Genomic DNA, 24,850 nt, shown 5'->3' on the forward strand with positions numbered 1-24,850 from the left:
AAATCAGTTTTAGCGTTTATAATAAAGATGAGTCTTAAATCATCGAATCTTATGAAAATCCGTATTATTACCATCGGTCAAAAAATGCCAGCCTGGGTGCTCACCGGTTTTGAAGATTACTTCAAACGTATCCAGCCTTTTGTGCAGACCCAAATTATAGAATTACCTATGGCAAAACGCGGAAAAAACGATTCTGAAGCCGATATCCTGAAATATCGCCAGATTGAAGGTGAAAGCATTCTGAATGCACTGAAACATAATGAAACCTTAATTGCACTGGAAGTTGGCGGTAAAGAATTCAGTACTGAAAAACTGGCCGAAACCATGAAACAATGGATGCTTGAAGGCAATGATGTGGTTTTGGCCATAGGTGGCCCGGATGGTCACTCAGAAGCGGTGCGTAAAGCCGCTGCATGGCACTGGTCACTCTCCAAGCTGACTCTGCCTCACCCTATGGTTCGCGTCATGCTGATCGAGCAGCTATACCGTGCCATGAGTATCAACAATAATCATCCTTATCATCGGGCGGGTTAAGCAAGCTAATAGCAGGATGTTTTGAGTTTGGCTAAATCGTTTAAAGCTGGTGTATTTCTAAGCCTAAATCATAGATCTAATTGAATCCTGCTCTATTGTTCTATAAACGAAACAATATGTTGATATAAATTGTATTTATTCTATTTCTCTTTATTTGGCATCATATCCTCAATCGATATTATTTGAATTAGGCGCGTCATCATGAATTTACAAACTTTACCCGGTTTATTTATTTCACATGGATCACCCATGCTGGCGCTTAATCCGGAACAGGTTGGCCCGGCCTTGGAGCGATTGAGTTTAAATCTGCCTCAACCACCAGCCATTATTGTGATGTCAGCCCACTGGGAAAGTAATGCCCTTGAAGTGAGTAGCAGTGTTCGCCCCGAAACATGGCACGACTTTCGCGGTTTTCCGCCTGAGCTGTATGAAATGCGCTACCCTGCGCCAGGTCAGCCGGAACTTGCAGAAGAAATCCTGCACCTTTTAGCCAGTGCCGGCTTGGCTGCTCATGCCAATAGCACCCGTCCACGTGATCATGGCGTATGGATGCCATTGCTGCATATGTATCCTAATGCTGATATTCCAGTGGTAGAAATTTCTTTACCCATGAACATGTCTGCCGAAGAGATTTATAAAATCGGTCAAACCCTTGCACCACTTCGAGAAAGACAAGTGTTGATGATTGGTTCAGGCAGCATTACCCATAACTTGCGTGAACTGGCATGGAATGGTGAAGCTGCTGCTGTACCTGAATGGGCCTCAACTTTCCGTAACTATGTGGTGAGCAAACTGAACCATGGTGATTATGACGCTGTGCTGGACTGGCAAAATATCCCCTATGTAGAGCGTAATCATCCGACCTTGGAACATTTTGCGCCACTGTTCTTTGCGATGGGGACCGGACATCGTTTCAGTATCGTGCATAGCAGTTTCAGCATGGGCTCGCTGGGTATGGATATTTACCGTTTTGATTGATTCATAACTTTTTATTAATTATTAACAAAATTATAGTTATGGATACATTTTGATACCTAATTCACCAGAATTTATCCATATTTTTTGAATAACAATACGATATCCTCATAAAAATTCTTCAAAACCAAGTACTTTTAACATGAAACTTAAATTTTTAGCGATAGCCCTTTTCCCTCTCATGCTTGCCGCATGTCAGTCTGGCGATATTCAAAAAGCTGGAGATGTTGCCGTGTCAGTGTTACATCAACAAAAAGCCGATCAGACTTTAGCTTCTTATCAATGGAGTACCCGTACCGGTACTGCACCTAAACCATTGGTACTGAATTTTGACGATAAAGGCCGCTTGAGCATTGCTACCAGCTGTAATGGTATGGGCAGCAGCTGGAAAGTGGAACATAACCAGATTGTGACAGGGCCTCTAATGGGAACCCTAATGGCATGTGAACCAAAAGCCATGCAACAAGAAAGTGTCGCTAAAGATTTATTTGACAATCGCAAAGCTCCATTTATTTTAGATTTAAAAGATGCACAGCAACCTACATTGACCATCATTTCAGCGACAGGTGAGAAATATATTTTTACAGGAAAAATGACAGCTGAAACTAAATATCAAAGCCAAGCTGAAACCATTTTTCTGGAAATTTCACCTGAAACTAAACCATGTAGCGGTGTTGCGCCACAAACCTGTTTACAGGTTCGGGAAGTTAAATACAGTGAAAGCGGTGTAAAAACCCAGATCGATAAAGACTGGACTTTGTTCTATGACCAGATCGAAGGTTTTACCCATAACCCCAACGAGCGACAAATCATTCGGGTCAAACGTTATGAAATCAAGCATCCCGCTGCAGATCAGTCGAAGTACGCGTATATCCATGACATGACGGTCGAACGCTCAATGATTAAATAAGCAATTTATTTAAAACATAAAAAAAACCGATGCCAAAGCATCGGTTTTTTTTAAAGCTTAAACTAAGTCAAACTTAGAATACGCCTTGAGCAAGCATTGCGTCAGCTACTTTTACGAAGCCAGCAATGTTCGCACCGTCAACATAGTTCACAGTACCATCTTCTTTAGTACCGTATTTCACGCAGTTACGATGAATTTCTTTCATGATCGCGTGTAAACGTTCATCAACTTCTTCAAAAGACCAGCCTAAACGCAATGCATTTTGAGACATTTCAAGACCAGAAGTCGCTACACCACCTGCATTCGATGCTTTACCTGGCGCATAAAGAATTTTCGCTTCAACGAATTTCTCTACAGCATCCAGTGTAGAAGGCATGTTTGCACCTTCAGCAACACAGATCACGCCATTTGCAAGAAGTTTAGCTGCATCGTCTGCATCTAATTCGTTTTGCGTTGCACATGGAAGCGCGATATCACACTTGATACCCCAAGGACGTTGAGCTTCAAAATATTCAAAACCGTGTTTAGAAGCGAACTCGGAAATACGGCCTCGTTGAACGTTTTTAAGTTCCATCACTTCCGCAAGAAGTTCGTCAGTGAAACCATCTTTAACGAATACAGTACCCGCAGAGTCAGAAAGTGAAACGACTTTCGCACCCAAGAACATTGCTTTTTCAGCAGCGTATTGAGCAACATTACCCGAACCAGAAATAGTCACGACTTTATCTTTAAAGCTGTCGCCACGAGTTTTTAGCATTTCTTCAGCGAAATACACAGTACCGTAACCAGTTGCTTCAGGACGAGCCAATGAACCACCGAAAGTTAAGCCTTTACCAGTGAATACACATGAAGTGTCATTGCTTAGCTTTTTCATCATACCAGCCATGTAACCCACTTCACGGCCACCTACACCAATATCGCCCGCAGGAATATCAGTATTAGAACCAAGGTGACGGTACAACTCGATGATTAATGCTTGGCAGAAACGCATGATTTCGCCTTCAGACTTACCTTTAGGGTCGAAGTCTGAACCACCTTTACCACCGCCCATAGGCAATGTAGTCAAGGCATTTTTGAAAGTTTGTTCAAAACCTAGGAATTTCAAAATTGAAAGGTTCACTGAAGGGTGGAAACGCATCCCCCCTTTAAATGGCCCAATAGCTGAGTTGTACTGTACACGGAAAGCACGGTTTACGTGAGTTTGGCCTTTGTCATCTACCCATGAAACACGGAACTGAATCGCACGTTCAGGTTCTACAAGACGTTCAAGTAATCCATGATCAGCATATTCAGGATTCTTTTCAATGAATGGCCAAAGGCTAGTCATTACCTCTTCTACAGCTTGTAGAAACTCTGGTTGATGTTGATCACGTGATTTAACGTAGTTTAGGAAGTCGTTAAGGCTGTTGTATTTCAACGCTTAATCCTCAGCAGAAAATGGATCAAAATTGGTCAAAATTTCAATCAATGATATATTTTGGCGCAAAACATTAAATATCACTTGCACCTATTCAGCAATAGTTTTTTGAAAAAAACTTCAATTTTCTATATAGAACATATATTTAATTTAATTATTTAGTCATTTTATTTATAAATTGAATAACTTTTAGCTATATATTAATGTAATATTTTGCCCAATATTAATGCATTTATGGTTCCATTTTTGCGCACAGGAATTCTATGTAAAAACATGCTAGTATTGCTCTCCAGCACATTGTTTTCACGCTGCTTGCCTAGCACTCCCGGTTATACATGAACACTCAAATTAGCTTGATTCAAAAAATTGACGCCCTGTTGCCGCAAACACAATGCGGACTTTGCGGCCATCGAGATGGATGCCTGCCTTATGCAAAAGCCATAAGTGAAGGTGAAGAGGCAAATAAATGTGTACCAGGCGGACAACCTGTAGCAAATGCTCTGGCTGAATTACTGGGTCGCTCTCAACTGCCAGCAGAAGAAAGTGTTTGGCCTGTTCAAACTGATGGTCGGCCACAACGCATGAAAGCGATTATTCGTGAAGATGAATGTATTGGTTGTACCAAATGCATCAGCGCCTGCCCGGTCGATGCCATTATTGGCTCAGGTAAACTCATGCATAGCATTTTGACTGACCTGTGCACGGGTTGTGAACTCTGCATTCCTCCCTGCCCGGTCGACTGCATTGACCTGGTTGAAGATCTGCAAGCCGTACCTTCCGAAGAGGCGCGTATTGCTGAACAAAATGACCTGCGCAATCGCTATTATGCGCATATTCAACGCGAAGAAAAACGCCGTATCAACCGGAAGGGTCCGGTGGTGCGTACCAATATTGATACCGCATTATTTGCCCAATTTTCAACGCTAAGCGATGTGGTTCCAGAAATCCAGTTGGTAGCGAAAATAGACAAACCTGTCATTACCCAAGATGCGGCAATAACTATTCAGCTTGCCAAAATTCGCACACAAATCAAAAAATTAGAAAAACAGCTTAGTGTTCGGGAAGACATAAAAAAACGTACCCTGCTTGATGATTTACAACAGCAGCTGAGTGCTTTGGGAGTATCATGATGGCGGTTAAAAACATGACCAAAAAGCAGGTTCAGGTGTTTTTTGAGCGTTTACGTGAGCAAAGACCTAGCCCCAAAACCGAACTGAATTACAGCACCCCTTTTGAACTGTTAGTGGCAGTTACACTTTCAGCTCAAGCTACCGATGTCAGTGTGAATAAAGCCACCGATAAGCTTTTTCCGGTGGCAAATACCCCTGAAACCATTTATGCCTTGGGCGTCGATGGTCTAAAAGAATATATTAAAACCATCGGCTTATATAACGCTAAAGCCGAGAATGTAATTAAAGCCTGCAAGATGCTGATTGAGAAACACAACAGCGTGGTGCCCAACAATCGTGCCGATCTGGAAGCATTACCCGGTGTGGGACGTAAAACTGCCAATGTGGTGCTCAATACTGCCTTTGGCCATCCGACCATGGCGGTCGATACCCATATTTTTCGCGTAGGCAATCGAACCGGTCTGGCTATTGGCAAAAATGTGCTTGAAGTTGAACACCGGCTGGTCAAAGTCATTCCCAAGGAATTTATTGTCGATGCCCATCATTGGCTGATCTTGCACGGTCGTTATTGCTGTATTGCCCGCAAGCCCAAATGTTATGAATGTGTGGTCTCAGATGTCTGCAACTGGCCAGACCGTTTCGAATTCGGTGCAGCACGTAGCATTGCGGTAAAAAATATTGAAGCTGAACTTTAAGTTCAGCTTTTTATACGCAGTTTATTTATTTTTTTCTTGTTCAGCTTTTTCTTGATCGCGTTGCGCCTGTATCTTCGGATGCAATTGACGCTGTGGAGCTTTAGCTGCATTTTCTGCACGTTCTTGTTGGCGCACTTTGCCCAGTATTTTAAAGCTCATATAGAACAAAGCGATCAAAACTACCAGAAACAGCAGCATTAAAACCAAAACACCCATTTTCACAGTGGCAGTTCCCGTCAACAAGACAAATAAAAAAGAGCCCTAATATGACTTAGGACTCTTTTAATGTCAAAACATTCACCCTATACAGGCATATGAATTATTTTGCTTGATCTAAAATTGCAAACAAATCAGTTTGAACTTCGTCAATTGGACGAAGGCCATTGAGTTTGTCATAAGTCGGTGCATTTTCACCTGATGCTGCACGGCCTTGGTAAAAACCTACCAATTGTTCAGTTTCAGTGTGATATGAACCCAGACGTTTACGAATGGTTTCTTCTAGGTCATCTGGACGTTGAACCAGGTCTTCACCAGTTTCATCATCTTTACCTTCCACTTTAGGCGGATTGTAAACCACATGATAAACACGGCCAGAAGCTGGATGCTGACGACGACCAGAAAGACGTTTAACGATTTCTTCGTCTGGAACATCAATTTCAATCACGTGATCAATGTTGATGCCTTCATTTTCCAAAGCTTCCGCTTGTGGAATTGTGCGAGGGAAACCATCAAAAATGCAACCGTTTACACAATCAGGTTGAGCAATACGTTCTTTCACAAGACCGATGATAAGCTCGTCTGATACCAGACCACCACTTTCCATCACGCTTTTAGCCTTAAGACCTAATTCAGTACCTTCACGAATTGCAGCACGGAGCATATCACCGGTTGAAATTTGTGGGACATTGTAGCGCTTACAGATCAACTGAGCTTGTGTACCTTTACCTGCTCCAGGTGGTCCGAGTAATATAATGCGCATAAAAAAACATCCTCATTTAACAAATATATGTGATGCATTGGCATGGCGAACCGATCTATTCACCATGTAGTCCAGCATCTAATTATAAGAAAGCCACAAACAAATGTATTGTACCCGCTATAAATCCGGTTACGCCACCCAAGACAATCAAAATCCATTCATCTTCCTGAAAGGCAGGACGTAATAAATTCTGAAACTCTCTTGGCGTCAACTCTCGAATACGGTCTCTAAACATTTGATAGATTTTCTGTGCACGGCTCGCATTGAAGGCCGGGTCGCATACAGGCACCATCGTAATTTCAATCGAGCGATCGATCAAGTCCGTCTTGAGTTTTGCATACTCTTTTGGACCTAGAGACAACTGCAAAGAGGTCCGAACAATCGGGGTTTCCATAATTTCATTAATATGGCGTTTAACGATACGGCGAGTTTTATCTTTCTTCCCGCCATACATCATCTCAGTCATAATGGATTTTAACGTAATTAGGTCTTCTGTGACTACTCGCGCAAAAACATCGGAAACTTCGTCCTGACGTTTCATAAACGCGCCCTGGATGTTATAAGTGCCAATCCGCGGAATGACCGGTTTGATCCAGGGAAACTTGCGGCTTGTCGTACGCGCAAAGAACTGTGGATAGCGAACATAATGCGGTTCAAGCGGATTGAAAACCATCCAGATGGCAATCCAGTTGGTCAGGAACCCCCAGACAGACGCCCAGAAAGGAACCGTCCAGTGCCAGGGCACAACAAACCAGACGATCATCTGGAATACACCAAAGAACATCCCGATTAACGCACTAATATGCCAAATAAAGTTGATTTCTTTCTGACCCACTTTCAGGAACATATTCACCATTAAACGGCGATCACCTTCCATCTGGCGAACCACCATTTCACGCATATCCACAAGTGACTCGACATTCATGGTCAGCTCGGTCACCAGTTCTCTTAAAATACCCGGCAACTGTTTATGCGCTTGCGAATAGATACGGCGTTTAATTGAATAGGGCAAGTTTTCCCAAAGTACCGCATTGCGGTCAATCATCATTTCATCAATCAGATGTTCAAGTTCAAAACCGACCTGCTCACCGATGATCCGTGCCATATCTTCTGGATCCATGGCATCTAGAAATTCACGCAATGAACCCAGTTTCGACAAGGTATTATCTGTAATAATTCCTGAAATGCGACCAGCTTTACGTGGCACGATCCCCTGCCAGCCGACAGGTAATGGTCCTAAATGGAACCCCCAAAACGTCAGGGGATAAAATACCATTTTCAGCGCCATCCACACATGCGCCCAGGTTACAAAAGCTGTCACAGGAATGATGCTAAGTACTGCCCAGAAATCAGGGCGATTCAAGAAGGTTTGCCACAATTCGTTGACGTACTCAAACATGCACGATATCCATATTTAATTTTTTAATCACGGAATACTAAATTATAAAAACTGACTATTTTCACTATAAACCGATACTTAAAGTATAGGAGAATTGTATTGTCGGCTCTGTTTCAGCAACGACATTGCCAGCACTATTCTTTAACTCTTCACCGGCACCAATACCGATACTAAAACTGCTGATCCGTTCTTTGCTTAGCAAAACATAGGCTAAATCCACGCCCGCGCCTAATCGTGCTTTGAGATCATTGTCCACACCTTTACTTTCAATATGGCCGGCATAAACCCCGATATAATAACCATTTTTATCTTTACCGGTGAGATGGTAGGGATAGCGAAATCCAACCTGACCACCGGGAGTATACTCATCATCTATGAATACCCCTGCTTTTGCATAGGCGATTCCATACGGATTAACCCACTCTGCATTCGCATGAATCATTTCTTGGGTGAATCCAGCCCCAACATTCCAGGCTTTTGCACTGTCTGATGTCAATTTTGCTTCCGGTAAATACGAATTGTCTTGTGCATAAGCCACATTTGCTAGCGCAAAAAATGCCAGCAAAGAAGATGCTTTTGTGATTATTTTCATCATTGTCCTTAAATTTTATTTTTTAATACAGTCCTTTTTTTGAATTTTGACTTTAGCAGAATTATTAGAACTCTTATATACTGCACTTTACAATTTTAATGTCTGTAAAGTCAAAGTTTAAGCTAAACCGATTCAACTGTTCTCCAGAACAAATATCAAAAAATGCTGACTTGCGTTAGAATATGCCACTGGATTTTTCACTCCCCTGTATGATGTAAGTCGATCGCGTATGAAGCAGCACTTTCCTTTAAAAAACGTTCAACAAGAAAAGCGCATTTATCGCAATCGGGTTTTTATCTCTATCGGGATTGTGGCGTTCTTTCTGCTCCTGCTTGTTGCCCGTTATGCCTATTTGCAACTTATGCATTTTAATGAATTTTCAACCGCCTCAGACCAGAACCGTATCCGGTTACAACCTTTGGCACCTGCGCGCGGCTATATTTATGACCGTAATGGGATTTTGCTGGCAGATAACTATCCGGTATTTTCCGCAACCATGTCACGAGCCGATGTGCAAGATATTGATGGAACCGTACAGCGTTTAACCCCCATCTTAAGCCTGACCCAAGAAGACATCGACCGTTTTAGCAGCCGGATTAAAACCTCTAAAAAAACCGAACGCGTATCATTAAAATTAAATTTAACCGAAACCGATATTGCCAAATTTAGCGAAGTCAAATTTCAGTTTCCCGGGGTGAATATAGAAACCCAGATGACCCGCTACTATCCGCATGGCGAGCTGTTTGCCCACGTGATTGGTTATGTGGGGCGTATTAACGACAAAGAATTAAAATCGATTGATAAAGACTTGTATGCCGGCACCAACCTGATTGGGAAAATCGGGGTAGAGAAATCCTATGAAGAGCTGTTACACGGTTTGCCCGGCAATGAGTCGGTAGAAGCAGATGCTCACGGTAATGTATTACGTAATTTAGGCCGTAAAGAGCCTGTTCGTGGAAATGACTTATACCTTTCAATTGACTATGGCTTACAGGTAACAGCCACTGAGCAACTGGCAGGTCGTCGTGGTGCCATTGTGGCCCTGAATCCCAAAACTGGTGAAATTTTAGCCCTGGTTTCCAGCCCGAGTTTTAACCCGAATTTATTTGTGACCGGCATTAGCAGTACCGACTATAGCGCGCTTCGCGACAATATTGACCAGCCACTTTATAACAGGGCTGTGCAAGGTGCCTATCCTCCAGGTTCAACCATTAAACCGATGTTTGGCTTAGGTGGCTTACACTATAATATTGTCGATTGGAACACCGCTATTTTAGATCCCGGTTATTTTTCTTTACCCGGCGATTCGCATAGATTCCGCGATTGGCGCAAATCAGGTCATGGCGCGGTAAATCTGCATAAAGCTCAAGTGGTGTCTTGCGATACCTATTATTATATTCTGGCCTACCGCATGGGCATTGAAAAAATGAATGCCTGGATGCGCCAATTTGGCTTTAGTCAAAAAACCGGTGTCGATTTACCGAGTGAAAGTACCGGTTTGTATCCAAGCCCAGACTGGAAAATGCGGACCCGTAAAAGCAAATGGTTAAAAGGTGAAACCATTTCCGTGAGTATTGGACAAGGTGCCTTTACTGCAACACCGCTACAACTGGCGATGGCCACTGCAATTACTGCAAATCAGGGTGCGCACATTACTCCTCATGTCCTGCGTGAAAGCCATGGTGCCAAACCTTATACCGCCCATAATGCTCCAGATGGCAAAATTCAGTTTAATGGCAAACCTGAAGACTGGATCAAAATGCGTGATGCCATGATCGATGTCATCGAGACCGGTACAGGTCGTGGTATCCGTACCCCGCTGTATCATATTGCAGGGAAAACCGGGACTGCACAGGTCAAAAGTATTGCCCAGGGTAAAAAATACAACGAAGCGTTATTAAGTGAACGTCAGCTTGACCATGGTTTATTTATTGGTTTTGCCCCTGCTGAAAATCCCGAGATTGCAGTTGCGATTGTTTGGGAAAATGGTAAACACGGTGGTTCGGCAGCGCAGCTGGCTCGTCCTCTGTTTGACTATTGGTTATACACCCGTAAAAAAAATCCGATCCGTCCCGCAGGCCATCAAATTAGTGGCGGCCTCATGACCGCAGGCATCAAACCGGGTGAATTGCCAAGTGGTTCGGCACCTGTGAACACGACTGACAATACTCAGGCCAATACAACAGCAGCAGCGACCCAGCACGCTACTCAAGCCGCATCAGGCGCACAACCAGCAGAAGTTGAAGGTGACTGATCTATGAAAAATCAACTCCGTATTATTGGCGGTGAATGGAAACGCCGCCAGCTTCCTTTTGCCAGTATTGAAGGCTTACGCCCTACACCAGACCGGGTACGTGAAACTTTGTTTAACTGGTTGATGTGGGATATTCAAAACGCACAGGTTCTGGACATTTGTGCCGGTTCAGGTGCCTTAAGTTTTGAAGCTTTATCACGTGGTGCAGCACAAGTGGTAATGATTGAACCGAATCGCACGCAAGCTGCTTTTTTAACCGATAATTTGCAGTTGCTGAAAGTCACCAGTCAACACGCCAAACTGAAAGTAGCCACAGCTCAACAAACGCTCCCCACCCTGAAACAAAGCTTTGATCTGGTGTTTTTAGATCCCCCTTACAGCCTGAATTTATGGGAAGAACTGGCCCAGCTTGCCGATCCGCTCATTAAAGACCGAGCATTTATATATGTTGAGGCCGATCGTGATTTAAATCAGCTTAAACTTCCTGTTAGCTGGCAACAGGTGAAACAGACTAAAGCCGGCACAGTTCGAGCTGGGCTGTATCAGAAAAATGTCTGCTAATGCCTATTCATAAAAGGCAATAAAAAAGGATTCCTCTATGGAATCCTTTTTTATCAAATGTAGTCTATCAATTTAAGATCGGGGGATAGATCTGTTAACGCCCATAGCGCCAATCCCGATCACCTCTGTCATGCTTCCAGTCCCCATGGTCTCTATTTTTCCAGTCTCGGTCGCCATGGTCTCGGTCATAATGTCCGTTGCGGTCCCGATGACCACCATAATCGTCATCATAATAAGGATCAAGCATACAGCCAGTTATTGACACTGCCAATACAGAAAGTAAGATCACTTTTTTCATCATGTTCATCACCTCTTTTACCGCATAGCATCAGTATCGAATGATTTAATGAAGAGTATTGGGAGTCCGTGTTGAATTCTTGTAGTCATTTATCCATTGTTTATTCATAAGCCGAACTCCAATAGCTGATTCCGAAGCGGTTTTATACAAAATTCTCCTTAGATTTGCAGAAATACTGCTAAATATAAGCTTGGCTTTTTTACCCATCTTTTGAATACTACTGCCTTTTCATCTGTACCTATTTCTATGACTTGGTTGTTATTTATTCTTGGTGCAATGGTCGCAGGTTTTGTACAAGGACTCACCGGCTTTGCCTTTGCCTTAATTGCCATGTCATTCTGGGTGTGGGCACTGCCCCCGCAAATTGCTGCACCCTTGGTGGTCTTTGCTTCGGTATGGAGCCATATCATTTCATTATCCAATGAACAAAAGCATCCCCACCTGAACAAAACACTGGTATTACCTTATTTAATTGCCGGTCTGATTGGCGTGCCTTTGGGCACCTATTTACTGCATATTATTCAACCCGAAACCTTTAAAATCGTTTTAGGCGTATTTTTGGTGTTGTGGTGTCCGGTGATGTTTTTCAATCCGGCATTTCCACGACTGCAACAATCGGGAAAACTGGCCGATGGCCTGATTGGATTTATCGGTGGAATGCTAGGGGGATTAGGCGGGTTTTGCGGTTCGTTGCCATCTGCCTGGGTCATGCTGAAAAATCTATCAAAACAGCAACAGCGTTATATTTTACGGCATTTTAATTTTGGCATTCAGCTGTTTACACTACTGGCCTATTTACTGCAAGGCACACTTGAAATCCAGCTTTGGCCTTATATCGTCATCTTGCTGATCAGTGTCAGTTTTCCCGCCATTTTAGGGGCAAAATTATTTTATAAAATTTCGGAAAAACAATTTAAACATACAGTATTAAGCCTTTTATTTGCTTCCGGCTGTTTCTTGATTTTCAATACGGTGCTGTAATTCTTATTGCTTGTTGAAAAAATCAAATTTATATATTGAATTATTGCAGCCTTATTTTTCTATCATTGCTGGACAAAGTTACGATAAGTCTCATTTAAACAAAAAATACCCAATCAGTGGGGCTGAGCAAATTTATCCGAGGGAAAACTTTATACAATAGCTTATCCCCCATTTAATCTTTCCTCAGAAATGAAAACCTTGATTTTGCTAGCAGCAATAATTGTCCTGACTGGCTGTTCCCTAAGCACATCCCGCGATGTCAAACATGCAGAAAAAATGCTCAGCTATTTTCAATGCAATAATATTGAAACCGCACAAATGGCGCATAGTTCTATTACTTCATACCATGAACAATCCCTGGCTTCTAGCCGCCAAAAAGCCGAATCTTATGTGCAAAGCTATAAAGATGGGGACAAGTTATTTGATGTGCCGTTAACAGAAGTGATTGAGGAACAATATTTTATTTATCAGGAAGCGTGTCAGCATTTAGGCGGCATTCGTCCAACGCAAGCGCCATAGTTCCATTAAGTAAAGGACAGCCCTATGCTGCCCCATAAATTATGCGCAGCGAGCCAAGATTTTGTCATTTTTCCTCTTGGCTTAGCTTGCATACCAGACAAGGATGCCTGTATTTCTTAGTTCGGTTCCTGATAATAACGTGTATCTACGCTAAACTTCTCTGGAAATTTGGCATGAATTTGTGCATAAAAAGCCATAATTTCAGTCATATCTTTTTCATAGTCACCGCTCGGATAAACAATTTTACCGACCCCGGTTTTCTTCTTGGCATAATCCATATAAGCCAACGCAATCGGCACACCTGCGTTGATGGCTACATGATAGAACCCGGTTTTCCATTGTTCCTGTTTGGCACGGGTTGCTTCTGGAGTCACCAACATTACCAGTTTCGGATGGGTTTTAAATAAATCCGACATCAGCTGAACCATACTGGGGCGTGGCTCTCCTGCCTTCTTCACTGTCCGGTCAATTCCAATTCCGCCCATTGCCCGTACAAATGGGCCAAAAGGAAATTTCATATAACTGTCTTTAATGGTTAAACGGACATGCACCCCTAATGCCTTGAGTGCCAGGCGTGCATATAAGGCATCCCAATTACTGGTGTGCGGTGCTGCAATCATCACACATTGATCCAAATCAAGCGGCCAATGATTATCGATTTCCCAGCCCATCATTTTTAAACTTTGTTCAGCTAATTTTTCAAACACTTGCCGCACCGACACCTCTATAAAGTGCGCAGATTCTAACAACGTTGCTGAAATATAAAAGTGCAATATGACCAATAAATAATCAATTAATATATAAATGTATAACTTTAGAGTTCAAATAAAATATGTAAAGTTGCTGTTTTGTTTTTCCGAAATTTCTTCCTCCTTAGCTCAGACTTTCTAATTCCACATTAAAATTCGCACAAAAAAAGGCATAACAAAGCCCCAACAAGATCGATATTTAACCCATCTGCATTTTTACGTAATTTTTAAAGCTATATTTGGCTAAAAGGAACAATATCGTGAAAAAAATAATATTCCTCCTGTCACTGAGCAGCTTAGTTTTCACTGCGTGTAGTAAACCAGATACCAATACTCATGAAAGCAATACAGCTCCTGATCAACCCATGACCCAAGCTACCACAGCTGAACCGGCCGCAACTATGAGTGATACAGCAGAAACGTCACTGGATTGGCCAGGTGAATATAAAGGAGTTTTTCCCTGTGCTGACTGTCAGGGTATTGAGACCGAACTGGAATTAAAAGCTGATAAAACCTATGAGTTGAAACAGGAATACCTGGGTAAGGGAAAAAATAGTGAATTCAAAGTGAAAGGAACTTTTAGTTTTGATGCAGACAATCCCGCTATGATTAGCCTGGACCAAGCAGGAGAAAACCGTAAATTCTTTATTGGTGAAAATTTTGTTGAAGCACGCGATATAAAATCAGAAAAATTGATTGATTCCAAAATGAATTACAAATTACAGAAAGATGCTAATTAATTGCCCTATTTGAATATCACTCTTAATTCATTAAAAAGACTGAAAATCTGGCTTTTTTATTTGCCCTGCTTTGGGCAATCGTCATGATTTGCAACAAATAAATGACCTATTTCCTTCTGCCCTACTAGCCCGATCATGCTGTTATGATTATGGTTAAAAAATATTTTTCTCATTTGATGATCATAATGAAAAAAACAATGATAACCCTCAGTTTTTGCTCCTTACTCTGTTTAAGTGGCTGCGATAAGCCCAATTCTCCTTTAATTCAAGACCATGCTAAAACTAACGATCATCTGTCCAAGCCACAGAACCTGAAGACTCCGAACTGGACAGGACATTACAAAGCCTTTATTCCCTGTAAGGCCTGCGAGAAGAAACTTTTTTCAATACAGCTGCATCCCAACCAGACTTATACCCTCAAAGAAATTCAGTTTTTTAAACAAAAAACCAAACAAAAACAGTCTTCTGGTACATTCAGTTTTGATCCTAAAAATTCCAGACTAATTCAGCTCACAGAAGATAAAAGCAATAAAATACGTTATCTTTCGTGGCATGACCAATTTTTAGAACTTCGGGATCGACATAAAAATCAACGCAATAATTTTGAAAAATATCAGATTCCTAAAATACAAAAGATAGAAGTGAATAATGCCCTGAAACATGTAGATATACAGGCAGATCTATTTAAAACTGAAAAAATACGGTCCAATAAGCTAGAAAGCACCAAGCTGACTTATTTTTTTGAAATTAATAATCACTCCGACCGTGCCCTAAAAATACGCGACAGTGATATTGTACTGGTCGATGATAAAAATAATGAATATCCGGCCAGCATTGACAACAGTCCAATTCCACCGATTCAGCCCAATAAAACCAATTACCATCTGGTCTCATTTATTCATTCCGAATCATCGCCACGGCTTTATATCAAAATTAAATAGCAGGCAGCTTGATCTATAAAAAATTTTCGTGAAATATGGGGATTTTTTATATCCCGTTCTCTTTTTTCTCATATTTACCAAACACTACATTTCTTTTTTATCATCAAAACCCAGCCTTACTCATGACATGGTTTATGGTCCAATAGACTGTTATAAAAAATAACAAATAAAGTCTCAAACTTACCTGTTTATCCTCATTTGAGGATATTTCCTGAGTACAGGCTTGACTATGCTTTTAGTCACTATAATCAAAGATGATAATGGAGTCGAAAATGAAAAAAGTGCTCTTGGCAGTTGCCATCGCAGGTTTACTTACGGCATGTAATGATAATAATGATGATTCCAACCCACCACCTACACCTACCACTCAACAGGGACAGTTAGTTGATGGTACTATATCTGGTGTTGAATACCAAACCAGTAGTGGGATCAAAGCTAAAACAGATGCAGAGGGTTATTTTAATTATAAGGCTGGCGACACCATTAAATTTTTTATTGGCGGTGTACAAATAGGTGACTCAGTTCCAGCTTCTCCTCGCATCACTCCAATGGAATTATCTACGCTTCAAAATGTTCGTGAAAATATTATCGTTTTCTTGCAAACACTGGATGACAATGCAAACCACGACGATGGCATTCAGATTAGTGATGCCGTTTTCACTGCATTGGCTGACAATACCATCAACTTCAACCAGACTTATGCTCAATTTATTACCGATCCTGCTTTTACCGAACTTAATAAAACTCCAATTGCATTAGAAACTGCACTCACTAATTCCAAAAATGCCTTCTATAAAGATATTGCAGGAAGTTGGAAATTAAACCGTACTGGACAAGGTGCCATTGTGGTTCATATAAGTCCTACCGGACAATATATATTAGGTGAAGTAGATTCAGCTAATCTAACTGGTAGCGGTGTGGAAACTGGTACCTTGGAATGGAATCCAAGTACGGGACAAATTAATCCAGTGATTGAGGTTGACACCAATGGCGATCTGGGTCTGTCTAATCCGAACGGAGGAGTAGCATTTACCCTACGTTATGATCGAACCAATGTAACCTTGACCGAATCTGGGGTAACTAATGGTGAAAATAAATTAAAACGGATTAGCACCACTGCAAACAATATTCAGGACAACTGGTTCAATGATACGAATGCACTTACATTCTTTAGTGACGGTTATTATATGTATATTGACAGTTTAGCAAGTGATAATTGTGGAACACCAACACCGGGGGTTGAATACGGTAAATATACCACGACCAATGGAACTGTGGTTGCCAGTCAAATTATAGTAGATACAACTGGCTGTTCGGGGCTTGTAAATGGGACAACACTCTACCCTCCATTCACCTACACTCTTGCTACTGGATCTTTAACGCTTGTCAGCGGTGAGATTTCATATACTTTCAATAAAGATTTCATAGCTACAGGCACTGGTACTGGTGCTACTTAATAGTGCTCAAAATATATCTATCCAGAACTGGATTCTGGATAGATTAACTCACATGCTCAAAATCGATGGTAACGCCCATAAGTTTATACAAAAATTCTGCCTGTGATTTACATTGCATTTTCGCATAAATATTTTTCAGATAGGTTCGTACAGAACTTAATGCTAATTGGTAATGGGCGGCAATCTGTTCCAGGTTATAGCCATTCACAAATAATTCACACAATTCACATTCCCTGTTGGATAAACCATACACTTGTCTTAAATAAGACGAAGCCAGCTTATAATGCTGTTCAGTTTCAGTAATAAATAGCATGACATACGGTTTAAAATGATCTTTTAAATCGGTAAAATGTCGTGGACTGTTAAAAGGTGCAATGGTCAGCATAATTTTTTGTCCATGCTGATCTTCCATGGCCAACACCCCTCCTACCTGTTTTTTAGCATAATTAGACTCTGGCTTAATGCTGGATATTAATTGCTCTAAATCTAATTGATATGGCTTGCTTATATTAATCTGGTTATTTTTATCGAGTTCGAATAACTTGGATTGTTCAAAAAAGTACTGTGCTTTTTGGTTGAGATAATACAATTCTCGATTCATATCAATGAGTAAAATGCCTGTTTTAATGACATTTAGAATTCGGTATAAATTCCTATTTTTGAGCCGAGCTAAACTTAATTGCTTGTGAATCTGTAATGCCCTACGTAAATGCAAACCCAACCTTTTTAGAATATCCAGTTCATATTGCGTAAAGGGTTGATCTTGCTTGCCGCGATGAATACCGAGTACTGACCATTGATGATCACCATGATCCAGTAATAGACTGGCAATAAACCCGACGCCGGTCGCTTTTAAACATTTTTCATAAAAAACATATTCATCTGTAGCAAATAGCTGACCATATTGCGATAGATTCTGACTTAATGCATTTCCAACACCAACTTCTAACCAGAATGGCAAATGCAACTTCTGATTCATCGTTTTTATTTTTTCTTGCTGATAGGTTTCTAAACTGCAGGCTGGAATATTGTACGTGTGCACAAAGTTATAGGCAGGGTTCAATTGATCTAAAGCAGTAAACATGGCTGCCTGACTTTCAGTGTATTGAACAATTTGCTGAATCACTTTAGGCCATAAACTGGCATTCAAGGCAGCATCATAGATTTGTCCAATAATTTTATTCTCCAGCTCCTCTTGCATCATTTTCACCGGTCCTAAACAGATAAAAACTGAGTAATTATTTACCTTAAAGCATAGAGAACTACGGTGATTAGTCAAACAAAGGGTAAAAATAATATGAAAAAGCGTTAAAAAAAATCCCCGCACGAGGCGGGGATTTTTTGTTTAATCCATATTTTTTAACAGGTAATTATTTACCGCCAAAAACGTATGATACACCTACACGACCGCCAACTTCGTTACCGCCAGCGAAACCTACCGCAGCACTTACAGAAGTACGACCGTCAGCAAATACACTAGCAATACCTAGAGCACCTGCAGATTCACCTTCATAGTGACCTACACCGCCAAATACAGCGAACTGACCAGCACCAATGTTAGGGATTTGTTGTTGCGCAGCTAACGCGATAGCAATACCACGGTAAGAAGTTTTCTCAACGTCATCAACACGTGAATTTAACTGGTTCACACGTGAATTTACATTAGCCACTTGTGTATTTGTATAAGCATTTGCTGAAGCTAGAGTTGCTACATCACCATTAGCAAATTCTGAACGAATCGCTTGACGATCTGTTGCTGCTGCTGCTAAACCAGCTGCACGAGTTGCTGCTTCAGTATCAACACGAGTATTTAATGCTGTATCTGCTGCTGTACGAGTTGCTGCTTCAGCATTAATGTTGTCTTGTAAAACTACATCTGCTGCTGCACGAGTTGCTGTTTCAGTATCAACACGAGTATTTAATGCTGTATCTGCTGCTGTACGAGCTGCTGTTTCAGTATCAACACGAGTATTTAATGCTGTATCTGCTGCTGTACGAGCTGCTGCTTCAGTATCAATATTTGCTTGTAATTGAGTATCTACTGCTGCACGAGTGGCTGCTTCAGTATCAACACGAGTATTTAATGCTGTATCTGCTGCTGCACGAGTTGCTGCTTCAGTATCAATATTTGCTTGTAATTGAGTATCTGCTGCTAAACGAGTTGCTGCTTCAGTATCAATATTTGCTTGTAATTGAGTATCTGCTGCTGCACGAGTGGCTGCTTCAGTATCAACACGAGTATTTAATGCTGTATCTGCTGCTGCACGAGTGGCTGCTTCAGTAGCAAGAGTCGTTGCCAAATCTTGACCAGCAAGTGTAATTTGACCTGTTGAAATACCAGAAGCATTTACAGTAGTTGAATTTGTCACGCCATTATCTGTTTTGCTGATAGATAATTGATAATCTTCTGTAGCGTTATTACGACCTAAAACTAAATCTTGAATTTGATTAACAGAGGATGCAGTAAAACCATTATCAACTGTAGCACCTAAAACTGGACCAGTTAAACTTCCTGGAATGATTACACCATTTGCATCATATTGTGCTGATGCAGTTTGTGAAGTTGTCCAAGATTGTTGACCAGTCTGTACTGAAGTATTTAACTGGAATTTATTTTGGTCAATAATTTGTGAATCAACCGAACGTGTCTGATCTTGTGTATCGTCACGATTTTGACTGAATGGTTGCGTGGTATTTGCGAAAGCAGCATTAACTGTAGGAATAACCAAGTCTGCACCTGTTGTTACAGGAGCAGCAGTAAGAATCGTTGAGGTACCACCATTAACATTGAAATTACCATTAATTGCAGTATTAGTATTGATGACTGTACCACCTGAAGTATTTACATCAGATGTGATTAGAGTAGTAGGATTTGTAACCCCTTTAATCACATTAAAAGAACCCACACTTCCATCATTATTATCTACAACAATATTTACACTATCAATGTCAGTTACAGTAGTATCAGCATATGCAGCTGCTGACAAACTTACTGCAAGCGCTACAGCCGACAGTTTAAATGTATTTTGCAAATTCATATATATCTCCGTTTCTTATAAAAAGACTGGCCTACCCTAGGATCATGTAAACCAGCAAAACTTCTAATGAAGGTGTAGTTATTCGAATCTTTTACCAATTAAGATCAAACCCTCACCAACTACTAGCCAATCATATACAAAAATAAACATTCTTATCAATCAATATTTGATTTATATTTATATAAAAATTAAAAATTAAAAAAAATATTATATAAATTAACAACTTAAACAAAATAACATATAGTGAAAAACTTAAATTAATACTTTATATAAAAACCATTCTCATCTTCATCAACTTTAGAAACACATTAAATTCTAAACTTGAGATCTAATGAAAAACACGTTAATCAATTTATTTATAACCCGAATCCTGTTTAAGCCAATGATTCCATAATCTGAATGATTGGCTTATTTCGATGGATTAATTGGTATGCACATACCGAAGCATAAATCCCACTTAAAAAGCCCGAAATACTACGAGCTTTACTTGTTACTAAATTGTATTGTCCTTTCAATAGGCTGAATAACGTTTCTATTTTATTGCGCTGTTTTAAGTGATATTCATCAGATTTTGGTAGTTGAACAGACTTCATATTCTTTCGATGATAGGTAATAAAATCAATACCTTGATCTCTTAATCTGCTTTTTAATTCTTGGCTGATATAGCCACGATCTCCATAGAGCTTCGCTTGTAAACCTGTAACTAACTGCTCAACCATTTTAATATCAGCAATATGCCCATTGGATAATGCTGAGCTAACGATCTCGCCAAATTGATTCATCACGATATGTAATTTACAGCCATAAAACCACCCCATCGAGCTTTTACCGCGAGATGCAATCCTGACTAATGATTTATGGCGTTGGATGCGTTGATTTTTACAGACCGGTAGAGTCGTTGAGTCAATCCATAAATATTGTTTGTATTGACCTTTCATCAGAGCGATATGTAGAGCGTGTAGTGTCAATTGATGCATATTAATCAAGTAAATCATACGTTGGTAACAGGGCAAGCTTTTAAATAAATGACATTTATCCTGCTTCAACCATGAGAAGAATGCTTTGAAATTGTTGAAGTGAGAACACTTATACCAAATGGCGATAAAAGTGATTTCTGAGATACTCAGTTGAGCAGTTCGGATTCTTAAACAGTGATGGCTTTGCTTGAGGAATTTCCAGTAAGTTGCTTCAAATTTAAGAAAGAAATCATCAATTACACAGAATAATTCGGTACTATTGAACATAAGGACTAGAGTTGTGAGTTTGGTGTGGTAACTCAACTGATGGCTCTAGTCCTCTTATTTTTCAAGTCAATTTCTTATCCGTGATTCGGGTTATTTATAATTTTTTAAAATTAATCTTCACGAATCAGACATCAAAAGAAATTTTTAGATACAAATTAAAAAATCAAGATCTTTTTAGATATTGATATTGGTTTACTATTATGAATTAAAAAACTACAATTAAAAAAACTATTGACCATTTAAAAAGTGTAAAATACTTATATCTTTGAGGTTTATTTTGGACTATGAGCAATCAACAAGAAAAAAAGCTTTTTGCTGAACGACTAACTAACGCTTTGATGGAAGCAAAGCACCCGATTAGTCCAACTTATTTATCGAACGAATTTAATCATCGTTATGATGGGCAGCCTATTAGTGTCCAGTCAGCTAATAACTGGTTATTAGGAAAGGCGATACCGAATCAAGATAAACTGGCCATTCTTGCAATATGGTTAAATGTTTCTAACCAATGGCTACGTTTTGGCGATAGTGATCAAGCGCCTCCATTATTAAATCAGAATGATTCCGATTCAATTGATCTGGATTTTTATTTTAAATTTAGACGATTAAATAATTCACAAAAAAAATTAATTACTTCACTGATTGAAGAAATTTTAGGATAACCTGTTACGAAGCAACTTCATAAAGTGTTGCTTCTCTTTTTTATACATATCTAGTATTTGTTCGTACTCTCTTATCTTCCTATATAAACTCTTAAGCTCATTTTTCTTAATGACTACTGAATCAGCATGATCGTAGCAAGCTTCAATACAATTCTTGTTTATTTTTTTCATGACCAAAACAGTAAATTAAGATTTGATCAAATCATAAACCATTTTTTTAAAAAAAATCAACAAAAAAACTACACAATTATACTTTTGTATATAAAAACAATAACTATTTCTCATAACTAAATATCTATTTAATCAATATTTTAATTTTATCAAAAACTTTGAAATTTATTTTTCACGACTTTTTTCATACCAAAAAAATCCCCGCTTAATGCGGGGATTTTTTATGGTATGAAACCTGTATGAATTACATCATGCTTCACAACCATGTCCGCACGTATAACCTTGCATTACTACGATACTTAACCAATTGTTTTTAATAATGTTCCGGAATTACCATGCGTCACCTTAGTACACGTGACATTACTAAAATCTGTGAGTAACCTTGTGAGTAACGAAATCAATTATAAGGCCTTACTCACATCCATATGTTAAATGATCTTAAAATCAAGCAATTAAAAGCCAAAGATAAAATGTATCGTGTTGCAGATCATGCGGGGCTATGCCTTGAAGTAAGAACTACAGGGAGTAAATTTTGGCGCTACCGTTATCGATACCTAAACATTCCTAAAATGTTAACTATAGGTCCCTACCCTGAGATCAGTTTGTCATACGCACGTGATAAGACAAGGGAATATCGTGGGATGCTTGCTAAAAATCTCGACCCTGTAACAGAGCAAAAGAAAGCGCTTGATTCCGCAATGGATGCAATACAGCATACTTTTAAAAGTATCTCGAATGAATATTTAGAAAAGTACAAGGACACTCACTCACAAGAATGGTATGAAAACAGGCTGAGATACTTTAAAAAAGATATCAACCCCGTCATTGGCAATAAGCCAATCAAAGAAGTGAATTCAAATGATATTCGAGTGATTTTGGATAATACCATTACACGAATTCGCAAAAGCAAAAGAGGTACTGGTGAAGTTAAAGCAATCTATGTAAGACAAATCTGCGCTGAAGTCATGCAATACGCAATTATCACACTGAAGATAATCAATGATCCTACAATCGCGCTACGCAGCTATATCAGACGTCCTCCTGTTAATCACGCTACCCCTTTAGAAGAAAAAGATAAGAAAGTGATTCTGGCTTTGATCAATCAATATGGTGGAACTACTGGCACACAGAATGCTTTAAGGACTGCCTTGTACAGTATGCTACGTACGATAGAAATACGCAGGGCTAAAAAGTCTTTTGTTAATCTAAAAGATGCGACCTTAACTATTCCTCGTGTATCAAATGCACAGATTAAGGATGGTAAAAGGAATATGAAGAAGAATAGGACGCATGTTGTACCTTTATCTACACAAATGCTAGAAATTATAAAAGAGCAGTTACAGCTTTACCCTGACAGTATTTACTTATTCCCTGGGGATGATGGCATATCAATGTTGGGGAAAAATACACTCAATGAAGCACTCGTTAACATGGGTCTAGGCCATATTACCATGCATGACTTCCGTGCAACTGCATCCACCTATTTAAACGAACAGAATTACAGTAAGGACTGGATTGAATTACAGTTAGCCCATGTAGATGGCGACATGTCCCGAGCTTCTTACAACCATGCAAGTTGGTTAAAAGATCGAAGACAGATGATGCAGCATTTAGCTGATACTATTGATCATTGGCATGAATGACATCAAAAATAATACTGTTAGATTAAATCACCCATGACATCTAACAGTCTTTGGTTTTTATGACGTTCGATGAGCCTTGCCTTCATCCCTAAGGAAATAGGCGTTTCAACATCCAAAATGGGATGATCTCCAATAAAGAGCATTTCTGGAAAATCACAGCCAAAATGTGCCTGAATCACCTTATAAATTTGATGTTCAGGCTTTATGGCTCCAACCTCATAACTAAATACAACAGCATCAAAAAAATCAGGGAGTAGTTTTCTAAGTTGTTCACCATAAGGCATCGCCAAGTTGGAACAAAGCGCAATTTTAAAACCTCTTTCTTTTAAAATTTGCAGCGTAGGCACTGTATCTTCATACAGTTGAATTGTGCTTAATTCAAGCTGAAGATCATTGTTGATCTCCCTCAAAAGTTGCCCTGGTAGTTCTACTCCGAACTTCATCGCTAATTGTGCAACATCAACAGGATTTGACATGATGATCTTTGCATCTTGTGCACTTGGTTTTCTACCATTAGCTTTTAGCCACTTCATCAACTTACGATATGGGGATCGACTCTCACTAATTTTGATAAGTGTACCGAAAGCATCAAAAACAATAACTTTAGGAAAGTAGTTCATAATTCTAACTATGGATAAAGGCTTTACAGAGATTTTAGCTTAGTAAAGACTAAGAAAATTTGTGCATTCTACTCAAGTTACATTGAATAGTTATTTATTCAAATTAGCAGATTCACAGCTAGGATTGGATTACAGTTAGCCCATGGCATAGTGGTATGTCAGGTGCTTCTTACAATCATGCACGCTGGTTAAAAGATCGAAGAGAACTGATGCAGTATTTAGCTAATGTGAATGATAGTTGGTAAATACTTGTTTTTTCTCACTTAGAAACTGATATATACTCTCGCCCTAATATATTAATTTGAAAGTTAAAAGAATATTGTAACTGAGCACTTAATATC

General features: G+C 39.8%; 25 protein-coding genes. 14 read left to right on the forward strand and 11 right to left on the reverse strand.

Annotation, left to right across the window (positions count from 1 at the left end):
• Positions 1 to 51: 51 nt before the first annotated feature.
• The 3 genes from rlmH (at position 52) to WAE57_RS01690 (ending at position 2,419) form a co-directional block, all read left to right on the forward strand.
• Complete coding sequence (gene rlmH / locus WAE57_RS01680) at positions 52 to 534, forward strand: 23S rRNA (pseudouridine(1915)-N(3))-methyltransferase RlmH (protein WP_086194926.1); 483 nt, start codon at positions 52 to 54, stop codon at positions 532 to 534.
• A 201-nt stretch (positions 535 to 735) separates the two neighbouring features.
• The gene (locus WAE57_RS01685) at positions 736 to 1,512 is read left to right on the forward strand and encodes a class III extradiol ring-cleavage dioxygenase (protein WP_337707724.1); all 777 of its coding nucleotides are present in this window, start codon (positions 736 to 738) and stop codon (positions 1,510 to 1,512) included.
• A gap of 139 nt (positions 1,513 to 1,651) precedes the next feature.
• A complete protein-coding gene (locus WAE57_RS01690) occupies positions 1,652 to 2,419 on the forward strand; it encodes an META and DUF4377 domain-containing protein (RefSeq protein ID WP_337707725.1) in 768 nt (255 codons plus the stop codon).
• Between the two features lie 73 nt (positions 2,420 to 2,492).
• Here WAE57_RS01690 and gdhA read toward each other — a convergent pair whose 3' ends face one another.
• Positions 2,493 to 3,836: an NADP-specific glutamate dehydrogenase gene (gdhA, locus tag WAE57_RS01695; RefSeq protein ID WP_337707726.1), complete on the reverse strand. Its 1,344-nt coding sequence runs from the start codon at positions 3,834 to 3,836 to the stop codon at positions 2,493 to 2,495.
• A gap of 335 nt (positions 3,837 to 4,171) precedes the next feature.
• On the opposite strand from gdhA, the gene WAE57_RS01700 reads away from it, so the two are divergent.
• The gene (locus WAE57_RS01700) at positions 4,172 to 4,966 is read left to right on the forward strand and encodes an RnfABCDGE type electron transport complex subunit B (RefSeq protein ID WP_337707727.1); all 795 of its coding nucleotides are present in this window, start codon (positions 4,172 to 4,174) and stop codon (positions 4,964 to 4,966) included.
• The gene (gene nth, locus WAE57_RS01705; protein ID WP_337707728.1) at positions 4,966 to 5,661 is read left to right on the forward strand and encodes an endonuclease III; all 696 of its coding nucleotides are present in this window, start codon (positions 4,966 to 4,968) and stop codon (positions 5,659 to 5,661) included. The genes WAE57_RS01700 and nth overlap by 1 nt, the downstream gene beginning before the upstream one ends.
• A 21-nt stretch (positions 5,662 to 5,682) precedes the next feature.
• On the opposite strand, the gene WAE57_RS01710 is transcribed toward nth, so the two are convergent.
• From WAE57_RS01710 to WAE57_RS01725, 4 genes are all read right to left on the reverse strand, one after another.
• Positions 5,683 to 5,883, reverse strand: a complete 201-nt coding sequence (locus WAE57_RS01710; protein ID WP_337707729.1) for a hypothetical protein — start codon at positions 5,881 to 5,883, stop codon at positions 5,683 to 5,685.
• A gap of 97 nt (positions 5,884 to 5,980) precedes the next feature.
• Entirely contained in the window at positions 5,981 to 6,640 is a 660-nt protein-coding gene (adk, locus tag WAE57_RS01715; protein WP_086175228.1) for an adenylate kinase, read from the reverse strand.
• 82 nt (positions 6,641 to 6,722) lie between these two features.
• Positions 6,723 to 8,039 carry a hypothetical protein gene (locus WAE57_RS01720; RefSeq protein WP_086175227.1) on the reverse strand — a complete coding sequence of 439 codons (1,317 nt, stop codon included), beginning with the start codon at positions 8,037 to 8,039 and terminating at the stop codon, positions 6,723 to 6,725.
• A 64-nt stretch (positions 8,040 to 8,103) separates the two neighbouring features.
• Positions 8,104 to 8,631, reverse strand: coding sequence for a hypothetical protein (locus tag WAE57_RS01725; RefSeq protein WP_337707730.1), 528 nt, complete (start codon positions 8,629 to 8,631; stop codon positions 8,104 to 8,106).
• A gap of 229 nt (positions 8,632 to 8,860) precedes the next feature.
• On the opposite strand from WAE57_RS01725, the gene mrdA reads away from it, so the two are divergent.
• Positions 8,861 to 10,885, forward strand: a complete 2,025-nt coding sequence (gene mrdA, locus WAE57_RS01730; RefSeq protein WP_337707731.1) for a penicillin-binding protein 2 — start codon at positions 8,861 to 8,863, stop codon at positions 10,883 to 10,885.
• A gap of 3 nt (positions 10,886 to 10,888) precedes the next feature.
• Positions 10,889 to 11,446, forward strand: a complete 558-nt coding sequence (gene rsmD, locus WAE57_RS01735; protein WP_337707732.1) for a 16S rRNA (guanine(966)-N(2))-methyltransferase RsmD — start codon at positions 10,889 to 10,891, stop codon at positions 11,444 to 11,446.
• 94 nt (positions 11,447 to 11,540) lie between these two features.
• Here rsmD and WAE57_RS01740 read toward each other — a convergent pair whose 3' ends face one another.
• Positions 11,541 to 11,747 (reverse strand): hypothetical protein, encoded by a 207-nt coding sequence (locus WAE57_RS01740; protein WP_237786761.1) that lies wholly within the window; start codon positions 11,745 to 11,747, stop codon positions 11,541 to 11,543.
• A gap of 243 nt (positions 11,748 to 11,990) precedes the next feature.
• Between WAE57_RS01740 and WAE57_RS01745 the strand changes: the two genes are divergently transcribed.
• Positions 11,991 to 12,725, forward strand: coding sequence for a sulfite exporter TauE/SafE family protein (locus WAE57_RS01745; protein WP_337707733.1), 735 nt, complete (start codon positions 11,991 to 11,993; stop codon positions 12,723 to 12,725).
• Between the two features lie 189 nt (positions 12,726 to 12,914).
• Positions 12,915 to 13,244: a hypothetical protein gene (locus tag WAE57_RS01750; protein ID WP_337707734.1), complete on the forward strand. Its 330-nt coding sequence runs from the start codon at positions 12,915 to 12,917 to the stop codon at positions 13,242 to 13,244.
• A 116-nt stretch (positions 13,245 to 13,360) separates the two neighbouring features.
• Here the strand turns inward: WAE57_RS01750 and WAE57_RS01755 are convergent, their stop codons facing one another.
• On the reverse strand, positions 13,361 to 13,951 hold the full coding sequence (locus tag WAE57_RS01755; RefSeq protein WP_337707735.1) for a 1-acyl-sn-glycerol-3-phosphate acyltransferase: 591 nt from the start codon (positions 13,949 to 13,951) through the stop codon (positions 13,361 to 13,363).
• 302 nt (positions 13,952 to 14,253) lie between these two features.
• Between WAE57_RS01755 and WAE57_RS01760 the strand changes: the two genes are divergently transcribed.
• The 3 genes from WAE57_RS01760 (at position 14,254) to WAE57_RS01770 (ending at position 17,131) form a co-directional block, all read left to right on the forward strand.
• Positions 14,254 to 14,733 (forward strand): copper resistance protein NlpE, encoded by a 480-nt coding sequence (locus WAE57_RS01760; protein WP_337707736.1) that lies wholly within the window; start codon positions 14,254 to 14,256, stop codon positions 14,731 to 14,733.
• 197 nt (positions 14,734 to 14,930) lie between these two features.
• Positions 14,931 to 15,674 carry a copper resistance protein NlpE N-terminal domain-containing protein gene (locus WAE57_RS01765; RefSeq protein ID WP_337707737.1) on the forward strand — a complete coding sequence of 248 codons (744 nt, stop codon included), beginning with the start codon at positions 14,931 to 14,933 and terminating at the stop codon, positions 15,672 to 15,674.
• Between the two features lie 272 nt (positions 15,675 to 15,946).
• The gene (locus tag WAE57_RS01770) at positions 15,947 to 17,131 is read left to right on the forward strand and encodes a hypothetical protein (RefSeq protein ID WP_337707738.1); all 1,185 of its coding nucleotides are present in this window, start codon (positions 15,947 to 15,949) and stop codon (positions 17,129 to 17,131) included.
• A gap of 43 nt (positions 17,132 to 17,174) precedes the next feature.
• On the opposite strand, the gene WAE57_RS01775 is transcribed toward WAE57_RS01770, so the two are convergent.
• From WAE57_RS01775 to WAE57_RS01785, 3 genes are all read right to left on the reverse strand, one after another.
• A complete protein-coding gene (locus tag WAE57_RS01775; RefSeq protein WP_337707739.1) occupies positions 17,175 to 18,335 on the reverse strand; it encodes a helix-turn-helix transcriptional regulator in 1,161 nt (386 codons plus the stop codon).
• A 166-nt stretch (positions 18,336 to 18,501) separates the two neighbouring features.
• Positions 18,502 to 20,169, reverse strand: a complete 1,668-nt coding sequence (locus WAE57_RS01780) for a YadA C-terminal domain-containing protein (protein WP_337707740.1) — start codon at positions 20,167 to 20,169, stop codon at positions 18,502 to 18,504.
• Positions 20,170 to 20,543: 374 nt separating this feature from the next.
• Positions 20,544 to 21,413: an IS982 family transposase gene (locus WAE57_RS01785; RefSeq protein WP_337707741.1), complete on the reverse strand. Its 870-nt coding sequence runs from the start codon at positions 21,411 to 21,413 to the stop codon at positions 20,544 to 20,546.
• A gap of 284 nt (positions 21,414 to 21,697) precedes the next feature.
• On the opposite strand from WAE57_RS01785, the gene WAE57_RS01790 reads away from it, so the two are divergent.
• Entirely contained in the window at positions 21,698 to 22,075 is a 378-nt protein-coding gene (locus WAE57_RS01790) for a hypothetical protein (protein WP_337707742.1), read from the forward strand.
• Between the two features lie 596 nt (positions 22,076 to 22,671).
• Positions 22,672 to 23,889, forward strand: coding sequence for an integrase arm-type DNA-binding domain-containing protein (locus WAE57_RS01795; RefSeq protein WP_005015621.1), 1,218 nt, complete (start codon positions 22,672 to 22,674; stop codon positions 23,887 to 23,889).
• 17 nt (positions 23,890 to 23,906) lie between these two features.
• On the opposite strand, the gene WAE57_RS01800 is transcribed toward WAE57_RS01795, so the two are convergent.
• The gene (locus WAE57_RS01800; RefSeq protein WP_337707743.1) at positions 23,907 to 24,509 is read right to left on the reverse strand and encodes an HAD family hydrolase; all 603 of its coding nucleotides are present in this window, start codon (positions 24,507 to 24,509) and stop codon (positions 23,907 to 23,909) included.
• Positions 24,510 to 24,850 lie beyond the last annotated feature (341 nt).

The sequence above is a fragment of the Acinetobacter sp. NS-4 genome (assembly GCF_037402435.1).
Taxonomy (GTDB): Bacteria; Pseudomonadota; Gammaproteobacteria; order Pseudomonadales; family Moraxellaceae; genus Acinetobacter.

Excerpts from the sequence above, each read along its gene's own strand:
- rlmH (WP_086194926.1), top strand. The coding sequence starts at position 52 with ATGAAAATCCGTATTATTACCATCGGTCAAAAAATGCCAGCCTGGGTG.
- WAE57_RS01685 (WP_337707724.1), top strand. The coding sequence starts at position 736 with ATGAATTTACAAACTTTACCCGGTTTATTTATTTCACATGGATCACCC.
- WAE57_RS01690 (WP_337707725.1), top strand. The coding sequence starts at position 1,652 with ATGAAACTTAAATTTTTAGCGATAGCCCTTTTCCCTCTCATGCTTGCC.
- WAE57_RS01700 (WP_337707727.1), top strand. The coding sequence starts at position 4,172 with ATGAACACTCAAATTAGCTTGATTCAAAAAATTGACGCCCTGTTGCCG.
- nth (WP_337707728.1), top strand. The coding sequence starts at position 4,966 with ATGGCGGTTAAAAACATGACCAAAAAGCAGGTTCAGGTGTTTTTTGAG.
- adk (WP_086175228.1), bottom strand. The coding sequence starts at position 6,640 with ATGCGCATTATATTACTCGGACCACCTGGAGCAGGTAAAGGTACACAA.
- WAE57_RS01720 (WP_086175227.1), bottom strand. The coding sequence starts at position 8,039 with ATGTTTGAGTACGTCAACGAATTGTGGCAAACCTTCTTGAATCGCCCT.
- WAE57_RS01725 (WP_337707730.1), bottom strand. The coding sequence starts at position 8,631 with ATGAAAATAATCACAAAAGCATCTTCTTTGCTGGCATTTTTTGCGCTA.
- mrdA (WP_337707731.1), top strand. The coding sequence starts at position 8,861 with ATGAAGCAGCACTTTCCTTTAAAAAACGTTCAACAAGAAAAGCGCATT.
- rsmD (WP_337707732.1), top strand. The coding sequence starts at position 10,889 with ATGAAAAATCAACTCCGTATTATTGGCGGTGAATGGAAACGCCGCCAG.
- WAE57_RS01740 (WP_237786761.1), bottom strand. The coding sequence starts at position 11,747 with ATGATGAAAAAAGTGATCTTACTTTCTGTATTGGCAGTGTCAATAACT.
- WAE57_RS01745 (WP_337707733.1), top strand. The coding sequence starts at position 11,991 with ATGACTTGGTTGTTATTTATTCTTGGTGCAATGGTCGCAGGTTTTGTA.
- WAE57_RS01750 (WP_337707734.1), top strand. The coding sequence starts at position 12,915 with ATGAAAACCTTGATTTTGCTAGCAGCAATAATTGTCCTGACTGGCTGT.
- WAE57_RS01765 (WP_337707737.1), top strand. The coding sequence starts at position 14,931 with ATGATAACCCTCAGTTTTTGCTCCTTACTCTGTTTAAGTGGCTGCGAT.
- WAE57_RS01770 (WP_337707738.1), top strand. The coding sequence starts at position 15,947 with ATGAAAAAAGTGCTCTTGGCAGTTGCCATCGCAGGTTTACTTACGGCA.
- WAE57_RS01775 (WP_337707739.1), bottom strand. The coding sequence starts at position 18,335 with ATGATGCAAGAGGAGCTGGAGAATAAAATTATTGGACAAATCTATGAT.
- WAE57_RS01780 (WP_337707740.1), bottom strand. The coding sequence starts at position 20,169 with ATGAATTTGCAAAATACATTTAAACTGTCGGCTGTAGCGCTTGCAGTA.
- WAE57_RS01785 (WP_337707741.1), bottom strand. The coding sequence starts at position 21,413 with ATGTTCAATAGTACCGAATTATTCTGTGTAATTGATGATTTCTTTCTT.
- WAE57_RS01790 (WP_337707742.1), top strand. The coding sequence starts at position 21,698 with ATGAGCAATCAACAAGAAAAAAAGCTTTTTGCTGAACGACTAACTAAC.
- WAE57_RS01795 (WP_005015621.1), top strand. The coding sequence starts at position 22,672 with ATGTTAAATGATCTTAAAATCAAGCAATTAAAAGCCAAAGATAAAATG.
- WAE57_RS01800 (WP_337707743.1), bottom strand. The coding sequence starts at position 24,509 with ATGAACTACTTTCCTAAAGTTATTGTTTTTGATGCTTTCGGTACACTT.